11 protein-coding genes are annotated in these 16,794 nt (G+C 67.4%); 9 read left to right on the top strand and 2 right to left on the bottom strand.

Annotated features, from left to right (window positions below; translation table 11 throughout):
* Positions 1–31 precede the first annotated feature (31 nt).
* The 7 genes from ACFV3R_RS27195 to ACFV3R_RS27165 all read left to right on the top strand — a co-directional run bounded on the left by ACFV3R_RS27195 (position 32) and on the right by ACFV3R_RS27165 (position 13,893).
* On the top strand, positions 32–907 hold the full coding sequence (locus ACFV3R_RS27195; RefSeq protein WP_385588563.1) for a hypothetical protein: 876 nt from the start codon (positions 32–34) through the stop codon (positions 905–907).
* 90 nt (positions 908–997) lie between these two features.
* Complete coding sequence (locus ACFV3R_RS27190; RefSeq protein ID WP_385588560.1) at positions 998–2,116, top strand: hypothetical protein; 1,119 nt, start codon at positions 998–1,000, stop codon at positions 2,114–2,116.
* Positions 2,113–3,624, top strand: coding sequence for a hypothetical protein (locus ACFV3R_RS27185; protein ID WP_385588557.1), 1,512 nt, complete (start codon positions 2,113–2,115; stop codon positions 3,622–3,624). The genes ACFV3R_RS27190 and ACFV3R_RS27185 overlap by 4 nt, the downstream gene beginning before the upstream one ends.
* Positions 3,621–4,985, top strand: a complete 1,365-nt coding sequence (locus tag ACFV3R_RS27180; protein WP_385588554.1) for an AAA family ATPase — start codon at positions 3,621–3,623, stop codon at positions 4,983–4,985. Before ACFV3R_RS27185 ends, ACFV3R_RS27180 begins: the two co-directional genes overlap by 4 nt.
* A 78-nt stretch (positions 4,986–5,063) precedes the next feature.
* The gene (locus ACFV3R_RS27175) at positions 5,064–8,282 is read left to right on the top strand and encodes a BPTD_3080 family restriction endonuclease (RefSeq protein ID WP_385588552.1); all 3,219 of its coding nucleotides are present in this window, start codon (positions 5,064–5,066) and stop codon (positions 8,280–8,282) included.
* Between the two features lie 89 nt (positions 8,283–8,371).
* A complete protein-coding gene (locus ACFV3R_RS27170) occupies positions 8,372–11,005 on the top strand; it encodes a site-specific DNA-methyltransferase (protein WP_385588549.1) in 2,634 nt (877 codons plus the stop codon).
* 122 nt (positions 11,006–11,127) lie between these two features.
* Positions 11,128–13,893 carry an ATP-dependent helicase gene (locus ACFV3R_RS27165; protein WP_385588546.1) on the top strand — a complete coding sequence of 922 codons (2,766 nt, stop codon included), beginning with the start codon at positions 11,128–11,130 and terminating at the stop codon, positions 13,891–13,893.
* 177 nt (positions 13,894–14,070) lie between these two features.
* Here ACFV3R_RS27165 and ACFV3R_RS27160 read toward each other — a convergent pair whose 3' ends face one another.
* A complete protein-coding gene (locus ACFV3R_RS27160; RefSeq protein ID WP_385588543.1) occupies positions 14,071–14,256 on the bottom strand; it encodes a DUF397 domain-containing protein in 186 nt (61 codons plus the stop codon).
* Positions 14,253–15,188 (bottom strand): Scr1 family TA system antitoxin-like transcriptional regulator, encoded by a 936-nt coding sequence (locus tag ACFV3R_RS27155; RefSeq protein WP_385588540.1) that lies wholly within the window; start codon positions 15,186–15,188, stop codon positions 14,253–14,255. The genes ACFV3R_RS27160 and ACFV3R_RS27155 overlap by 4 nt, the downstream gene beginning before the upstream one ends.
* A 169-nt stretch (positions 15,189–15,357) precedes the next feature.
* On the opposite strand from ACFV3R_RS27155, the gene ACFV3R_RS27150 reads away from it, so the two are divergent.
* The gene (locus ACFV3R_RS27150; protein ID WP_385588537.1) at positions 15,358–15,873 is read left to right on the top strand and encodes an ATP-binding protein; all 516 of its coding nucleotides are present in this window, start codon (positions 15,358–15,360) and stop codon (positions 15,871–15,873) included.
* A gap of 164 nt (positions 15,874–16,037) precedes the next feature.
* Entirely contained in the window at positions 16,038–16,769 is a 732-nt protein-coding gene (locus ACFV3R_RS27145) for a hypothetical protein (RefSeq protein ID WP_385588535.1), read from the top strand.
* Positions 16,770–16,794: the final 25 nt, after the last annotated feature.

Raw genomic sequence — 16,794 nt, 5'->3', positions numbered from 1 at the left:
ATAGGTTGGTTGCTGCGCTAAGCTGCCCCGCATGGCGGCATCACTGGAGGAACTCGAGCAGCGCCTGTCCCACCTGCGCACCGAGCTACGCGGTGCCGTGCGCGCACGGGACAAGGCCGAAACCGCGCGTATCCGTCGCGCGCTGCGTGAGGCCGAGGCCGCCTGGGAGCATGCCCTCGAGACCGAGGCGGAACCGGACGGTGAGGCACTCCCGGCCGAGCCCCCGGCCCCGCAGACGTCGGCAACCACAGGCGCACCACGCCGCACGGAGCGCCCGACGCACGGCTCCATCCCGATCCGCGAACAGGTCCACCAGGCGCTCACCCTGCTGGGCGCCCCTGCCTCCCCGAAGCTCATCTCGTCCACGTACGAGGCGTTCTTCACCGAGTCGCTGGTCGCCACCAAACTCGCGTCCCTGCGCCGCGACGAGGAGCGATCCTTCACCGCACAGGGCTATGCCCGCCCGTACTACATCTGCGCGGCACTGACCCACGACCGCCTGGTCCCCGCACGCGGACTCCTGGCCCTGTCCACCTGGTCCGTGGAGCGGCGGATCATCGGCCCGCTCAGCCCGCGTGCCGACTTCCTGACCCACGCGGTGGGAACCGCCGAGCAGATCCAGCGACTCACCACCGCGGGGCATCCGGCCCCCGACGCAGCTTGGCGGCTGCTGCGCCGTTTCGCCCTCACGATCCCGGGCGCCTACGACGCCGCGGCCCCGGAACCTGACCCCGCCCGCGTGATCGCGGCCGCCCACGCCGAAGCGGCCGTCCACCAGCAGGAGGACGACCAGCAGCGGCAAGCGCCCGCGCAGCGCGCCCGTACCCAACTCTCCGACGTACAGCAGCTGTTCGGTGCGGCACCGATGCGTGACGCCCTGCGCGACGCGAGTGGGACCCTGTCCTGACGACCCCTTCACGACGGCGATGACGTCAGACGCCTCGCACGCCGGTGAGCTCCCGAAGACGTACCCGAAGACGTTCCCGAAGTAGAGACGATGCCCTCGCAGCAGTCTGAACCTCCCGACAACCGACTCGCGCGGCTGCGCGGACCGCAGCCCCCTCAGCCGTACACCGCCCGTAAGATCACCGCCCTGACCGCCAATCCCGCCTGCGCCCGCCGCGCCGTCCTCGACGCCGCCGGTGTGGACAAGGCGCTGCTGGCCCAGCAGGTCGGATACGAGCCGCGCTTCGGCCAGTCCCCCTTCGCTCTCGCCCGCGAACAGGCGTTCCACGGCCTCGTGAAGTGGGGCAGCTACGCCGAGCTCATCCGGCTGCTGCGCGAGCAGCTCTCCGTTCCCGTGGCGGAGGCCCATGTCACCGACCTCAACGAGGTAGGGGGCAACACGGCCCTGCACCTGCGCGAGCGGGAGACCCGCCGCCTCATCGCGCACGTGGCCTCCGGCCAGGACGTACGGCTCATCCTCGACCGTCCCGTGCTCACCCTCGAAGTCGCCGGTCAGACGGCGTACTTGGAGCCGGACGCACTCACCCACCGCATCGGGGGAAAGTTCCACGTCGTCCTCATCCGCTCGTTCGCGGCGATCGACGGCCAGGCCAATCCGACCGCCGTCGCCGAGACGGCCAAGCAGGCCGCGGTTTACATCCTCGCGCTACACCGCGCCTTCGAGACGGCCGGCCTGCCCACCGAGCAGATCTCCCACGAGTTCCTGCTCGTCTGCCCCAAGGACTTCTCCAACCGCCCCTACGGCCGCCTGATCGACCTCCGGCAGGAACTCGACGCCCTCCAGTTCCAGCTCTCGCGGCTGCGGCGCGCCGAGGACCTCGCGGCCCGGCTCCCCGAGACGGCGACCCTGGACACGACCCGAAGCGCGGACGAACTCTCCTCTTCCATAGAGGCGTTGGACGCGTCGTACACACCCTCCTGCCTGTCCTTTTGCGAGATGGCGCGCTACTGCCGCGACGAGGCCGCCGGATGCGCCTCACCGGCCCGCCTGGGCAGCGGCGTGCGCAACGACCTGCCGGGCATCGACTCCACCCGCACCGCGCTCGACTACCTGGACGGCGTCGCCGCCCCTGGAGAGGCCGAGGCGGAAGCCGCCGACCTGCTGCGCGCCGCCGCCCGGCTGCGCCGACTCCGCCGGGGGGCCGCATGAGCGTTCTGTCCACCGTCGCGACGCTCACGGCCTCCCGCACCGGCCGTGCCGAACCGCTGACGACCGTCCGCCACCAGCACCTGGACGAGAAGCCGTTCGTCCTGGTGCCGCTCACCCTCGCCGGCGAGGCGTGCGCGCCCCTGGCCGCGCTCGCGGGTACGGACCCCGAGCACCCGACCCTGCTGACCGTCCACCAGCCGCGCAACCGCGCCGAACGCTTCCGGTTCGCCGAGCGCCTTGCCGCCCTCCTCCTCGCGTACATCGACGGGTGCCGGACGGAGACGGAGCCCTACACCGTCGGCCGCGGCAAGGAGAAGGAGGAACGCCTGCGCTGCCGGCGGGCCCCGCAGCTCCTCGTCCCGAACGGCGAGGGCATCGCGTACGTGCGCCTGCTCGGTCGGCTGACCAGACTGCGCGCCACCGAGGGGCCGTACGCGGTCGACCCGTCCGTGCCGACCCTCGGCAAGTGGCTGACCTGGTTCGCGGACCTGGCCGAGTTCCCGGACTCCGGTGTGATGCTCGCGATGACCCGGCTGCTCGCCGCCAACTGGGCCACGGGTCAGAGTTCTTCCGAGGACTCCCACCTCGCGTCCCTGCTCGCGTGGATCGATCCGCCGGCGGGCAGCGACGGCGCGCGGGCGGCGCGTGAGGCGGAGGACCCCGCCGTGTGGCCGCCGGCCGGTCCGTCCACGGACCCGGTCTTCGACCGGACCCTGCACGAGTTGATGACGCGCTACGACGAGGCGTCCGATGACCGCGGACGCGAGGCGGTCGGCCGCCAGATCGACCGTGAGCTGAGCGGCCAGATGCTGCCCACCTGGCGGCTGATGTGGCGCGGCGTGGAGCTGCTCCGCGAGCTGCCGGAGGGCGCCCACGTCCCCGGCCGCTGGGCCCTCGACCGGCGCTGGTTCTCCGAGTACGCCGAGTACCTGGACGCCGACGGCCGCCCGCAGGCCCGCCGCGACCAGGCCGTCCGAGCCGCCCGCCGCCTGGCCCGGCTGGAGGACGCGGTCACCCGCTATGAAGCGCAACGCGCGTACGACGACCCGCTGGTGATGGCGGAGTACGAGCTGACCGGCGAGGCGTTCACGGGCACGGTCACGGCCAGGGATGAGGACCGCTTCGTCCCCGGCGACCGTCCCGGATCCCAGGTGTGGCGTCCGACGATCGTCCTCCGCACCGACACCCGCGTCGCCCTGGCGGTCGGCACGGAGGTGAAGTCCCCCGCCCGGCCCGGCCAGGAGGCCCGCATCCTCGAAGTCAGACAGGAGGACAACGGCAGCCACACCGTGGTGCTCCAGCTCAAGGGCGGCTTCGCAAGGAAGCGCACACCGCCGGCACCGGCCGGCACGCTCGCGGAGGCCGGCGAGGAGCTGACCTACACCACGCTCAACCCCACGGCCATGCCGTCCGCCCTGCCCGACGAGGAGAACACCCCCTGGACCCACGGCGGTCCGCCGCAGCCGTACGAACCCACCGACGAGGACGCAGAGGAGACCTGGGAGTGACCGCCCTCCTTCCCGACAGCGGGGACCCCGAAGCCCTCACTCCCGGCGAACGCGCGGACCGGGCGGTCGCGGGGATCCTGACCAGCCTCGACACCGCGCCCGGCCGGGGCGTCGTGGTGGACTCGCCTCCCGGGGCCGGGAAGTCCACGCTGGTGGTGAAGGCCACCGGCCACCTGACCTCCGCGGGCCACCAGCTCATGATCGTCGCGCAGACCAACGAGCAGGTCGACGACCTGGTGGACCGCATCGCGCGGGAGCATCCCGGCCTGGCCCTCGGCCGCCTCCACGCCGGCGGCCACGTCCTCCCGCCCCGCGTCACCCGGCACCCCAACGTCACCGGAAGCAGCCAGGTGACGGACCTGCGCGACCTGCCCGTCGTGGTGTCCACCGCGAAGAAGTGGTCGTTCGTCACCCCGGACAAGTGCGCGCCGTGGCGGTGGGCCATCGTCGACGAGGCGTACCAGATGCGCTCGGACGGGCTCCTGGCGACGGCCCCGCTGTTCGCCCAGGACGACTCGCAGGTCCTCTTCGTCGGCGACCCCGGCCAGCTCGACCCCTTCGCCACCGTGGAGTCCGACCGCTGGCACGGCCTGACCTGGGACCCCCTGCGCAACGCGGTCGACGTCACCCTCGCCCACAACCCCGGCCTCCTCCGCCACCAGCTCCCCGTCTCCTGGCGCCTTCCGGAGACGGCGGCACCCCTGGTCGAGCGGGCCTTCTACCCCTTCTACCGGTTCGTCCCTGGTACGACGGCACCGGAGCGCGTCCTGTCGTACGCCAGCCTGTCCCACGGCTCCACCCCACTGGACGACGTCCTCGCCCGGGCCGCCGACTCCGGCTGGGGCCACCTGGAACTCCCCGCCCGCCACACCCTGGACCAGGACCCGGAGGTGGCGGACGCCCTCGCGGCGACGGCGGCCCGGCTGCTGGAACGGGGCGCGCTGGTCAACGGGGAACTTCTGACCGCGGACCGCATCGCGATCGGTACGGCACGCACCGTGCAGGCGGACGCGGTCCGCTCCCGCCTCGCCGCCCGCGGCCTGACCGACATCACCGTGGACACCGCCAACCGCCTCCAGGGCCGCGAGTTCGACGTCACCCTGGTCTGGCACCCGCTCTCCGGCCGCCAGGACGCCTCCGCCTTCCATCTGGAAACGGGCCGCCTGTGCGTCCTGCTCTCCCGGCACCGTTTCGCCTGCATCGTGGTGGCCCGCGCCGGCATCCGAGACCTGCTGGACCGGCATCCGCGCAGCAGCCCGGTGTACCTGGACGTACCGCCTAAGTTTCCGGATGGGTGGCGGGCACATCAGGTGGTTATGGGGCATTTGGGGCGGGGGGAGCACCGGGTGCGGGCGGCGTGAACATGGCACGAATGGGGTCATTGTCGGTGGCAGGCTGTACGGTCCACGAAGGCGTGGCGTGAGGGAGATATCCAGAACATGGCAGCAGTGATCGAGAACCCGATCATCAATTCGCCGTACGCGGAACCGGCCTGGCACTGGGAGCTGGACCAGCGCGGCCAGCCGACCGGCGAGCGGGTTGCCGGGCGCCGCCCGAGCGAGACCTGGATGCCTGTACCGCGTGCCAGGAAGGGACGCAAGACCGGCGCCGGCGTCCAGCACGAGCTGTTTCTCGACGGCATCCTGGAGGAGCGCAAGGGCCAGGACGTCATCGGCAACATCCGAGCCGAGGTCTCCCGCTGGCGCCAGGCGGGCTATCCGAACATCACGCCCACGACGCGTCGTCTTCTGAAGTACTGGACGGACGGCACCCGGGAGCGGAAGCTGTTCTTCGCCCAGTTGGAAGCCGTGGAGACCGCCATCTACCTGACCGAGGTGGGCACGAAGCTCGGCAAGACGTGGATCGGCGCCCACCTGGACGAGGCCAATCAGGAGCACAACGCCGGCCTGCCCAGAGTCGCCCTGAAGATGGCGACGGGCGCGGGCAAGACCGTGGTGATGGCGATGCTGATCGCCTGGAACACCCTCAACAAGGTCGCCGGCCCGCAGGACCGCCGGTTCGCCAAGCGCTTCCTCCTGGTGGCGCCCGGTGTGACCATCCGGGACCGGCTGCGCGTGCTGATGCCCTCCGACCCGAACAACTACTACAAGGAGCGGGACATCGTCCCCGCAGACCTGTGGGGTGCGCTCGGTCAGGCTCAGGTGGCGATCACCAACTACCACACGTTCATGCTCCGGACGACGCGGGAGGGTCAGGGACTCGCGTCCAAGACCAAGAAGCTGCTCCTGGCCAGGTCCAAGGACGACCCCTTCCTCGAGACGCCCGCCATGATGGTCAACCGGGTCCTGCGCGATCTGGGCGGGAGCAAGGGCGAGATCATCGTCTTCAACGACGAGGCTCACCACTGCTACCAGACCCGCGGGGCCGCCCTGGAGGGGGCCGTCACCCTGGACGAGCTGAAGGGGGAGGAGAAGAAGCAGGCCGAGGAGGAGAACAAGCACGCTCGTCAGTGGTTCGACGGTCTGAACCACATCATGCGCAAGACCGGCATCAAGACCGTCTACGACCTCTCCGCGACCCCCTTCTACCTGAACGGCTCAGGCTACCCGGAGGGCACCCTCTTCCCGTGGGTGGTCAGCGACTTCGGACTCCTGGACGCCATCGAGTCGGGCCTCGTCAAGATCCCGCGTGTACCGGTGGACGACGACGCGGAACACAAGGACGTCTCGTACCTGAACCTGTGGGAGCACATCAGGGACAAGATGCCGACGCGCGCCCAGAAGCCGGAGACGCTCGCGGACAAGACGCTCCCCCCGGTACTGGAAGGTGCCGCCCACAGCCTGTACCGGAACTACGCGCAGGCGTTCGCGCGGTGGGAGGAGGAGACCCGGGGCACCGGATCCACGCCCCCGGTGTTCATCATCGTCTGCAACAACACGACGGTCTCGAAGTGGGTGTACGACCAGATCGCCGGACGTGAGCTCCCGGACGCGGACGGTCTCGGCAAGCCGGGCATGCTGGAACACTTCTCCAACTACGACGCCCAGGGCCGCCGCTATGCCGTCCCGCGCACCATCCTGGTCGACTCGGCGCAGCTGGAGTCCGACAACCCCCAGCTCGACGCCCAGTTCAAAGCAGCGGCGGCCGAGGAACTGGAGGCGTTCAAGGAGGAGTACCGCACCCGGTTCCCGGACCGCGACGTGGAGGCTCTGAAGGACGCCGACCTGCTGCGCGAGGTCCTGAACACCGTCGGTAAGAAGGGCAAACTCGGGCAGGACGTGCGGTGCGTGGTGTCCGTGTCCATGCTGACGGAGGGCTGGGACGCCAACACGGTCACGCACATCCTGGGCGTGCGTGCCTTCGGAAGCCACCTGCTGTGCGAGCAGGTGGTGGGCCGCGGCCTGCGCCGCATCTCGTACGCGGTCAACGAGGAGGGGCTGCTGGAACCGGAGTACGCGGACGTGTACGGCATCCCGTTCCAGTTCATCCAGACCGATCCGAACCGGGAGCTGAAGTCCAAGCCTCGACCGGAGCCGAAGCACGTCCGGGCCATGAGGGACCGGGAGGACCTGCGCATCACTTTCCCTCGCCTGGAGGGATACCGGGTGGAGGTGGAGGAGGCGCAGTTCTACGCGGACTTCACCGAAGCGGAGCCGTTCAAGGTCGACGAGGGCGTCGCCACGCGGGCCGATGTGGAGGGCATCGTCGGAGAGCAGGCCCGGCACACGCTGGTCGATGGCCGGGGCATCCGCGTGCAGCAGGTCTCCTTCCAACTAGCCAAACACGCACTGGACTTGCTGGAGGATCCGAAACTCGGACGTAAACCGTGGATGTTCCCGAACCTGGTACGGCTCGCCAAGGACTGGATCACACACTGCGTCGGCACGGACAACCAGCGTGCCCTGGCGATCATCTCCCAGGTCTCCGAGGAACGGCAGCGGGCCGCTGAGTTGTTCTTCGCCGCGCTGAACCGCCAGGAAGGCGACAACGCGTCCAAGGTGCTGCCCATCTTCGCGCGCTATGCGCCGGAAGGCTCCACGGACAACGTGGACTTCTACACCACCAAGGCGGTCTACGAGGCCGACGAGGACAAGTCGCCGGTGAACTACGTCGTGCTCGACGGGATAGACGGCAACACGTGGGAGCAGATCCTGGCCACGCTGCTCGACGGCAACAAGAACGTGCAGTCGTACGTCAAGAACGACCACTTGGAGTTCGCGATCCCCTATCTCTTCGCGGGACGCACGCACCGGTATCTGCCCGACTTCATCGTCCGGCTGAAGCCCTGGGACGAGGACGACGAGCAGCGCCACCTGATCGTGGAGGTCTCGGGCTCGCGCAAGTCGGCCGGCAAGCGGGCGGTGAAGGCGGAGACCGCGCGGATGTGGTGCGCTGCCGTGAACAACCACGGCGGCTTCGGCAAGTGGGGCTATGTCGAGCTGTCTCAGAACCCGACCACGTTCAAGTCCGGCCTGGCGGCGGCGATCGAGGCGCTCTACGGCGACGGGGCGCTGACGGGTCTGTACGAGGAAGGGCTCAAGAGCGTGGACAGGCTCAAGAGCGACGATAACGAAGCGGACTGGGGCGACGACGACTACCCCTGGGACGACGACCTGTTCAGCGCGGCGCGCGAGGCCGAGGGCGAATCCCGGCAGCGGCAGCAGCACGACGGCAACAACGACGAGGAAGGGAAGTAAGCACGATGGCCGCTCCCCGGAAGCGCAGTGCGAAGACCGCCGCGAACAGCACCAAGGCCGTGCAGGCCATAAAGCATGAGGAAACACGAGTGAACAACCCGACGGCGGACGCGTTCGACCTGGTCACGGAAGCGGTCGAGGCTGCCATGACCTGGCGCGGCAAGCGGGACTTCGCCAAGGACCCCCAGCTTGTCTGGAAGGGCAAGGACGAGCAGGACCGCGAGGACCTGGAGGTCCCGGCGCCGCCGATCTTCCGGCAAGAGCGGATCGAACCGCGCTACCTCGTCAAACAGCTGATGGACGAGACGAAGAGGCCCCGGGAGAGCGCGGGAGGTGAGAGCGCTGGGGAGGAACTCTCGCTCTTCGGTAGCGAGTTCTTCGACGACGGTATCCCGGATGAGCTGGACAAGGTTGACTGGTACAACCACCAGATGAACTGGACCAACCGCATGATCCTGGGTGACTCGCTTCAGGTGATGGCGAGCCTTGCGGAGCGGGAGAATCTGCGGGGCAAGGTTCAAATGATCTACTTTGACCCGCCCTATGGGATCAAGTTTAATTCGAATTGGCAGGTCTCAGTAGATTCTCGCGAGGTCAGAGACAATGACATCGCATCAGTCTCGCGAGAAGTGGAACAGATTCACGCCTTTCGCGACACTTGGGACCTAGGAATCCACTCCTATCTCACATACTTGCGCGATCGGATCTCGATTTCCCGAGAACTGCTGACAGAATCAGGTTCCATCTTCGTGCAAATCGGCGATGAGAATGTCCACTTGGTTCGCTCCATCTTGGATGAGGTATTCGATCCCACAAATTTCGTATCCCTCATTCCATTCACCAAGGCAGCTGCAGGCCTGGAATCAACCAGGAGGATTCCTTCACGCGTGGACTACTTGGTCTGGTATGCGCGAGACGCGAAGCGCGTCAAGTACCATTCCCTGTACGAAGAGCGAGGTGATGCACTCGAAGCCGGATTCGATCATATCCAATTTTCGGACGGCAATTACAGGCGCGTCACCTCTGAAGAGCGATCCGGAAAGGTAGCACTACCTGACGGACGACTTTTCCGGCCGATCTCACTCACCAAGCCTGGGCCAGGTTCCAAGTATGAAATCGAGTTCAACGGGCAGAGTTACACCTCTGGAAAGCGCTGGTGGGGCACGCCAAAGGAATCACTGGAGCGACTCATCGCCGTGGGCAGGGTACTGCCTTTCGGTAACACGCTGCGCTACCTTAGCTTCGCAGACGACTTCCCCTACAAACCCATCGGTAACCTTTGGGCAGGGTTCGTCGGAGCATCCAATCCGACTTACGTCGTGCAGACCAACGAAGCCATCGTTCAGCGTTGCATCCTGATGGCAACAAATCCTGGTGATCTTGTACTCGACCCTACATGCGGATCCGGAACCACCGCCTTCGTGTCTGAGCAGTGGGGGCGGCGATGGGTAACCGTCGACACTTCTCGGGTGGCCATCTCCCTAGCTCGACACCGACTCATGGGAGCCACCTTTCCGGCTTACCTACTTGCCGATTCTCCCGAGGGAAAGAAAAAGATCAGCGAACTTTACGGGACCCCGTTGGATCGTTCACCATCCAAGGGCGACGTACGCAAAGGGTTCGTAACACTGCAAGTGCCGAGAATTCAGCCAAGCACGATCGCTAATTGCCCCGATATTCGCGAAGGGCTATCTAAGGAAAAAGTCGATCAGGCGATCCTTAGGAACGCTAAGGTCGAGACTATCTGGGATAAGCCACACGAGAATAAGAAGGCTGTTCGGGTCGCCGGAGCCTTCACCGTGGAGTCGTTGTCGCCACACCGCGTCCTCTCCGAGCAGGAGGTTCCCGCCTCCGAAAGGGCCGCCGAGATGATGCCGTCCGGCGCCTCGTACGAGGAGACGATCCTGGAGCACGTCAAGAAGGCCGGCGTGCAGAACGGCTACCGGAACGAGCGGCTGGAGTTCGAGTCGGTCGAACCGGTGTCCGGGCGGATACTGACCGCCGTCGGCATCCGCAAGGATGCCGAGGAGGGGACACCGGCCCGCGTCGGTATCGCCCTCGGTCCCGAATACGGAACCGTCGACTCCCTCTTCATCAAGAACGCGGCCCGTGAGGCGCTCCGGTTCGGCGAGATCGATCTTCTGCTCATCCTCGGTTTCGCCTTCGACGCGAACGCGACCGAGGCGACTAACGAGATCAACCAGGAGCGAGGCGAGTTCTCCGTCATCCAGGAACGCCACGTCGGCAAGATGACCGTGCTCAACGTCCGCATGAATCCGGACCTCGCCATGGGCGACGAACTCGCTAACACCGGCGCCGGCAACCTGTTCACGGTCTTCGGCGAGCCCGACATCGAGCTGACGGAGACGAGCGACGGCCAACTCGTCGCCGAGATCAAGGGCCTTGACATCTACAACCCGACGACGGGTGACGTCCGCGCCGAAGGTCCTGACGACATCATGATGTGGTCCATCGACACGGACTACGACGCCGAGGCATTCATCGTGCGCCACGTCTACTTCTCGGGCGAGAACGGGAAGTCCACGGGGCTCAACCCGTACGAGCGGCTAGGCAAGGCGCTCAAGGGCCAGATCGACGACGAGGCGCTGTCCACCCTCTTCACCACGAAGTCCCGCCCCTTCCCCAAGCCCGAGTCCGGACGCATCGCCGTCAAGGTCGTCAACTACTACGGCGACGAAGTCCTCAAGGCCATCGACATTTGACACCACCACCGGGTGGGGTGCGTACCGCCACGGCACGCACCCCACCCGCCACCGACCACGCCACACGAAAGCACCACGTCACCGCACCAGCATCAGCACAACAGCCAGTTTCGGGGGGAACAGTGCAGTTCACGGACGCACAGCGCACCGCCATCGACACCCACGACGACAACCTCCTCATCGTCGCCTGCGCCGGTTCCGGCAAGACGGAGGTGATCTCGCGGCGGATCGCCCGCCTGATCGGGCGGCCCGGTGTCCAGCCCAGGAACATCGTCGCCTTCACCTTCACCGAGAAGGCCGCAGGCGAGTTGAAGGAGCGTGTGCACACGCGGATCCGTGAACTCCACGGCGAGGTGCACGGCCTCGCCGAGATGTACATCGGCACCATGCACGGCTACGCCCTCGACCTCCTGCACAGCCACGTGCCCGAGGCGTTCAAGTACAACGTCCTCAACGACGTGCAGACCCGCCTGATCATCGACAAGTACAGCACCCAGTCAGGGCTGACCACAACGAACGCGATCGTCCAGGGCACCCCGAAGCCCCTGCGGCGCTGGGTCAACTCCAAGCTGTACCAGCAGGTCATGTCGATCCTCCGGGAGGACGACGTGGATCTGGGCGGGCTCCGCTCCGACGTGGCGGACGGGCTCGACAAGTACATGCGACTGCTCAGCGAACGCGCGTACTTCGACTACACAGCCATCCTCCACAACGCCGCGGTCCTGCTCAACGACGACAACGACGAGGGCGACGAGTCCGTCCTGAGCCTTCAGCGGCACGTCAAGGAAACCGTCAGGTACGTCGTCGTCGACGAGTACCAGGACACCAACCCGGTCCAGGAGCAGCTTATCCGCGGGCTCACCCGCCATGGGGCGAACCTCTGCGTGGTCGGTGACGACGACCAGACGATCTACCAGTGGCGCGGCAGTGCCGTCGAGAACATCCTCACGATCGAGAACCGCTACCCGGGCGTCCGCCGAGCCACCCTGAACGAGAACTTCCGCTCCAGCCCCGCCATCGTCGACCTCGCGCGCCGCGTCGTCGAGCGGATTCCGCCTGGCGAACGCCTCAGCAAGGCGATGACGGCCGCCGGCCACCAGACCTTCGACCGCGGCGACCTGCTGGCACTCGAATTCCCGGACACGGAGGCGGAGGCCGGCTGGCTCGTGGACCGCATGGAGCGGCTGCGCGGCGTGCCGTTCCAGGACCGGGAAGGCAGCGAGCCCCGGGGACTCGACTGGTCCGACTTCGCCGTCCTGTTCCGCTCCGTCAAGGCCGACGCCGGCCCGCTCGTCGAAGAGCTCCGACGCCGCGACATCCCGTATGTCATCAAGGGCCTGACCAAGCTCTTCGAGACACCGGAGGTCCAGGCGGCCGTCAGCTGCTTCCGGTTCGTCGCGGGGGAGGCCGACGAGCAGGACGTGATCGACGCATGGGTCGACGCCGGCGTCGGGCTCACGGAGGCCGATGTACGTGCCGGACTCCCCGTGCTCACCGCGGCCATGCGGTGGGACGCGTCCAAGCCCTGGGACTCCACCACGCTCCAAGGTGTCTTCCTTGATTTCCTCGAAGCCGTCGAGCTGCGCGAGGAGCGCGTTCCGCGCGAGCGGGGCGAACTCGTCTACTACAACCTCGGTCGCTTCTCCACCGCGATCGGGGACTTCGAGCGCATCCACCTCACCAGCGAGCCCCAGCAGCGGTTCGACGCGTTCGCCAAGTGGGTCGAGTACCAGGCCCCCGACTACTACGAGGAGTCCGACGGGGACAACGGCTACGCCCAGCCCAACGCCGTCGTCATCGCCACCGTCCACCAGGCCAAGGGCATGCAGTGGCCGGCCGTCTTTCTGCCCGCCCTGCGCAAGAACACCTTTCCCGCCTCCGGCCGGGGCGGACTCGGCGTATTCCACGTGGTCGAAGAGAGCCTCGTCCCGGGCGCGGCCCGCTACCGGGGCACCGAGGCGGACGAGCGCCGCCTGTTCTACGTCGCCGTCACCCGCGCCCAGAAGTACCTGGCACTCTCCTTCGCCCCCACGGAGAAGCGCACAGGCAAGAAGCGTTCGGACTTCTTCAACGAGGCCACGCAGGTGCACACCGTCCTGACCCGCGAGGTCCACCCTTCCCCCGACGGACGGCTCACGCCAACCCCCATGCGCGGTATCCCCGAGGTCGTCATGTCCTTCTCGGACCTGAAATACCTCTTCGAGTGCCCGCACTCCTTCAAGCTCCGCCTTCTGTACGGCTTCGACTCGCCTCTGCAGAAGGAACTCGGCTTCGGCAAGTCGCTCCACGACGTCATGGCGGAGATCCACAAACGGGCCATCGAGGGCGACATCGCTGCCCCGGAGGAGGCGGCGGACCTGGTGGACCGCCACCTCAACCTCCCCTTCGCGAACAAAGCGGCGGCAGACCAGCTCCGCCCCGCCGCCGAGACGGCCGTGCGGCGCTATCTGGAACGTCACGGCGCGACCCTGCACCAGACGAGATACTCCGAGCAGCCCGTCGAGATCCACCCGGTCCCCGGCGTCACCGTCACCGGCCGCGTCGACCTGATCAAGCGACTGGACACGAACGAGACGTCGGTCGTCGACTTCAAGTCGAGCGAGCGCGCCCAGGCCGAGAACCTCACCCGCGACCAACTGCACCTGTACGTGCTCGGGTACCGGGAGCTGACGGGACAGAACGCGGATGTCGTAGAGGTCCTCAACCTCGACAAGGCGGGACGTGACACGCGCGAAATGGTGGACCCCGAGGTCATGACCGACCTCAGCAAGCGGGTCACCGAGGCTGCCGACTCCTTGCGCACCAACCGACTGCCCCGCCTGGACAGTTGGTGTTCGTCCTGCGCCGGCTGCGACTTCGCGGGCATCTGCCGAAGCCGCGAAAGCTGACGGAACTCTGCCATCCCATTTGAGAGTCCGGTCGTGGCCAGTGCGAGGGCACGAGAAGGGGGTCGGCCCCAGTTGGGCGTACGTGGCTCGGTACGCGGCGTTTAACGCCGGTGTGATGCGGGATCGGGCGGCACCGCTCCCGCGTCACCTGTCATCGGCCATCGACGCCTACACCGCTCAAACCTCCGTTACGAACCCCACGAACCGCGACCACCCCTCACGCCCCACCGCGAAGTGAGGGCGCGCCACGTCCTTGGAGTCCCGTACGCAAATGGCCTGTTCAGTGACGGCGACCTCCACGCAGTCGTCACCCTGGCTGCCGCTGTAACTGGACTTGAACCAGGCCAGTTCCGTCGTGCTCATAGCTCTCCTCGGAGTCGCTCCAGCAGACCCCGCGAGTCCTTGGCGTTCAGGGCCTGCGAGCGCAGTGTGTCATAGCGCTGGTAGAGCAGGCTCACCTCTTTCAGGTCGGAGATCAGGCGGCCGTTCTGCTGCCCTTCGGAGTACGCGAGCCGCTGGCCCTTCGGGGTCTCCAGAAGCCGCATGTGACCGTCCAGGCAGGCGTGCAGCCCGGCTTGCAGCGGCACGATCTGAAGCGTCACGTTGCGTGGTGCGCTCCGCTCCAGCACATGGTCGAACAGCTCCCGCATCTGCTCCGTGTCCCCGAACCGACGCCGGAAGACGTGCTCTTCGACGATAAAGCTGAACGGCGTGGTGGGCCGCTCAAACAGCATCCGCTGCCGCTCCATCCGCCTGACCATGAAGTCCTCCAGCTGGTTGTCCGGCGCCACCGGAACGGTCCCCTCGAACACCGCCCGCGCGTATCCCTCCGACTGCAACAACCCCGGCACCAGCCTGCACTCATACGTACACAGACTCACCGCCACCCGCTCCAGCCGGGCCCACTCCCGGAACCAGGCCGCGAGCCCCACATCCCCCCGCCCCCGCGTCACGTACTTCGACGACTTCCGCAGCGCCCCGGTGTTCCCGAGGAGTTCCTCAGACCGCACCACGTACGCCTCGTCGGGCATACGCCGCCCCAGCTCTACCGACTCCACGGTGTGCTTGGAGAAGCGCACCAGGTCCGCGAACTCGGCCCTGCTGTACCCCGCGTGCTCGCGCAGCGCCTGCTGGACGGCACCCCAAGTCCGCAGACTGTCCGAGGGGTCGGGCTCGCGGTCCGGCTCACAGGCGGCCAGGTCGTCGCCGTCAGGACCACCGTCATGACTGCCGTCGCGGCCGTTGCCGCCGCCGTGGTCGCTGCCTACGCTGTCGATGTCGATGCCGCCCGTCATCCGCGGCCACCTCCGGTTCCGTACACGTACTGTCCGTCGTACCTGCGCCAGACGGCACCCAGAGTGACGGACCGTGCCCCGTACCGTCCACGGAATGTGCCCGTACGCTGACGTACCGTACGGGCCAGGCGCCTGGTACACGCCCCCGCGCGCCCGTCACCGTGGCCTCGTGAACGCAGCCACACCCCAACTCTCGGCAGCCGTATGCATGTTCTCCCAGCTCCTGTCGTCCACCCGCCGCGGAGCACGCCTCGCCCGTCTGCTCGCCGTCGAACAGCTCCGCGCCTGGGAAGTGTCACCCGGCGTCACCGAGCGCGCCAAACAGATCGTGGCCGAACTCGCCGGCAACGCCGCCCTGCACGGCCGCGTCCAGGGACGTGACTTCCGCCTCGTCCTCACACTCGACACCGGCACCCTCCGCATCGCCGTCACCGACGCCCGTGGCGATCAACTCCCGTCCCTGTCGGCCTCGGCAGACGTCGACCCTCTCCCCGACGCCGAGTCGGGTCGAGGCCTCCTCCTGGTCGCCGCCTTGGCCGACCGTTGGGGCACGGACCCGTATCCGCCCGGCGGCAAGACGGTCTGGGCCGAATGCGCCTGTGGCCCCACGGCCCGGACACGCACAGCGGGCGTACCTGACCGCGACGGCCGGGCGTGGTTCACCCGCAATGCGGCACGCGGCTGAGCACAACCCTCGGCCATGACTGAGGAGTTCAAGCCAGACGTCTGGGTGAACCGCCACCGCAACGGCTCCAAGCTTGAAACCCGTGGGTGCTGTTGGGGAAAGGGTCCCAGAACCGGCCGCCTGAATGGGAGACTTGGGGCCCAGCGACCCAAGGAGTTCAAGGCATGGCAACAGATGCCCACGACGGACCCGTTCCGGCAGCAGACGGACGTGGGCAGCGAGTCCTCGACCTCCTGGACAAGGCAATCGACAGCCAGAGCCTACTGGTGCGCAAGAACATAGCGCGGGCCCGCCAACGGACCCCAGAGGCGACGCCGGCACAGGTGATCCGCAATCTGGAGCGGATGTACGTCAGCGCCTTGACCGGAACCGGTGCTGCAGTTGGAGGAACCGCAGCCGCGCCCGGCGTCGGCACGGGAGTCGCACTGGCACTCTCGGCAGGCGAGGCTCTCTCTTCCCTTGAACTGAGCGCCCTCTTCGCACTCTCGCTCGCCGAGGTCCACGGAGTCCCCATCGACGAGATCGAGCGCCGCCGAACGATCGTGATGGGGGTCATGCTCGGCGGGAGTGGCTCCGCCACCATTACCAAGGTCGCCGAGCGTACGGGGCAGCACTGGGGACGTCAGGTTGTCGCCAAGGTGCCCGTCGAGACGTTGCGTCAGATCAACAAGATCCTGGGAAAGAACTTCATCACGAAGTACGGGACCAAGCAGGGGGTCATCGTTCTCGGTCGAGTGGCACCGTTCGGTATCGGCGCTGTGATCGGTGGTGGAGCCAACGCCGCCATGGCCACTCTGGCCGTGAGGGCCGGTCGTCGCGCCTTTGGCCCGCCCCCGACGTCGTGGCCAGGGCTGACATCCAGCACGCCGCCAACGTCCGAGAACTCGCCTGGCTGACCCTCGGTGCACTGAAGTACGTCGA

This window comes from Streptomyces sp. NPDC059740, assembly GCF_042733155.1.
In the GTDB taxonomy this organism is placed as follows: domain Bacteria; phylum Actinomycetota; class Actinomycetes; order Streptomycetales; family Streptomycetaceae; genus Streptomyces.
This window is presented reverse-complemented; position numbering and strand designations above follow the sequence as displayed.

What these genes read in the sequence shown, in the direction of transcription:
- ACFV3R_RS27195 (WP_385588563.1), top strand. Translation starts at nt 32, where the DNA reads ATGGCGGCATCACTGGAGGAACTCGAGCAGCGCCTGTCCCACCTGCGC.
- ACFV3R_RS27175 (WP_385588552.1), top strand. Translation starts at nt 5,064, where the DNA reads ATGGCAGCAGTGATCGAGAACCCGATCATCAATTCGCCGTACGCGGAA.
- ACFV3R_RS27160 (WP_385588543.1), bottom strand. Translation starts at nt 14,256, where the DNA reads ATGAGCACGACGGAACTGGCCTGGTTCAAGTCCAGTTACAGCGGCAGC.
- ACFV3R_RS27145 (WP_385588535.1), top strand. Translation starts at nt 16,038, where the DNA reads ATGGCAACAGATGCCCACGACGGACCCGTTCCGGCAGCAGACGGACGT.
- ACFV3R_RS27155 (WP_385588540.1), bottom strand. Translation starts at nt 15,188, where the DNA reads ATGACGGGCGGCATCGACATCGACAGCGTAGGCAGCGACCACGGCGGC.
- ACFV3R_RS27190 (WP_385588560.1), top strand. Translation starts at nt 998, where the DNA reads ATGCCCTCGCAGCAGTCTGAACCTCCCGACAACCGACTCGCGCGGCTG.
- ACFV3R_RS27185 (WP_385588557.1), top strand. Translation starts at nt 2,113, where the DNA reads ATGAGCGTTCTGTCCACCGTCGCGACGCTCACGGCCTCCCGCACCGGC.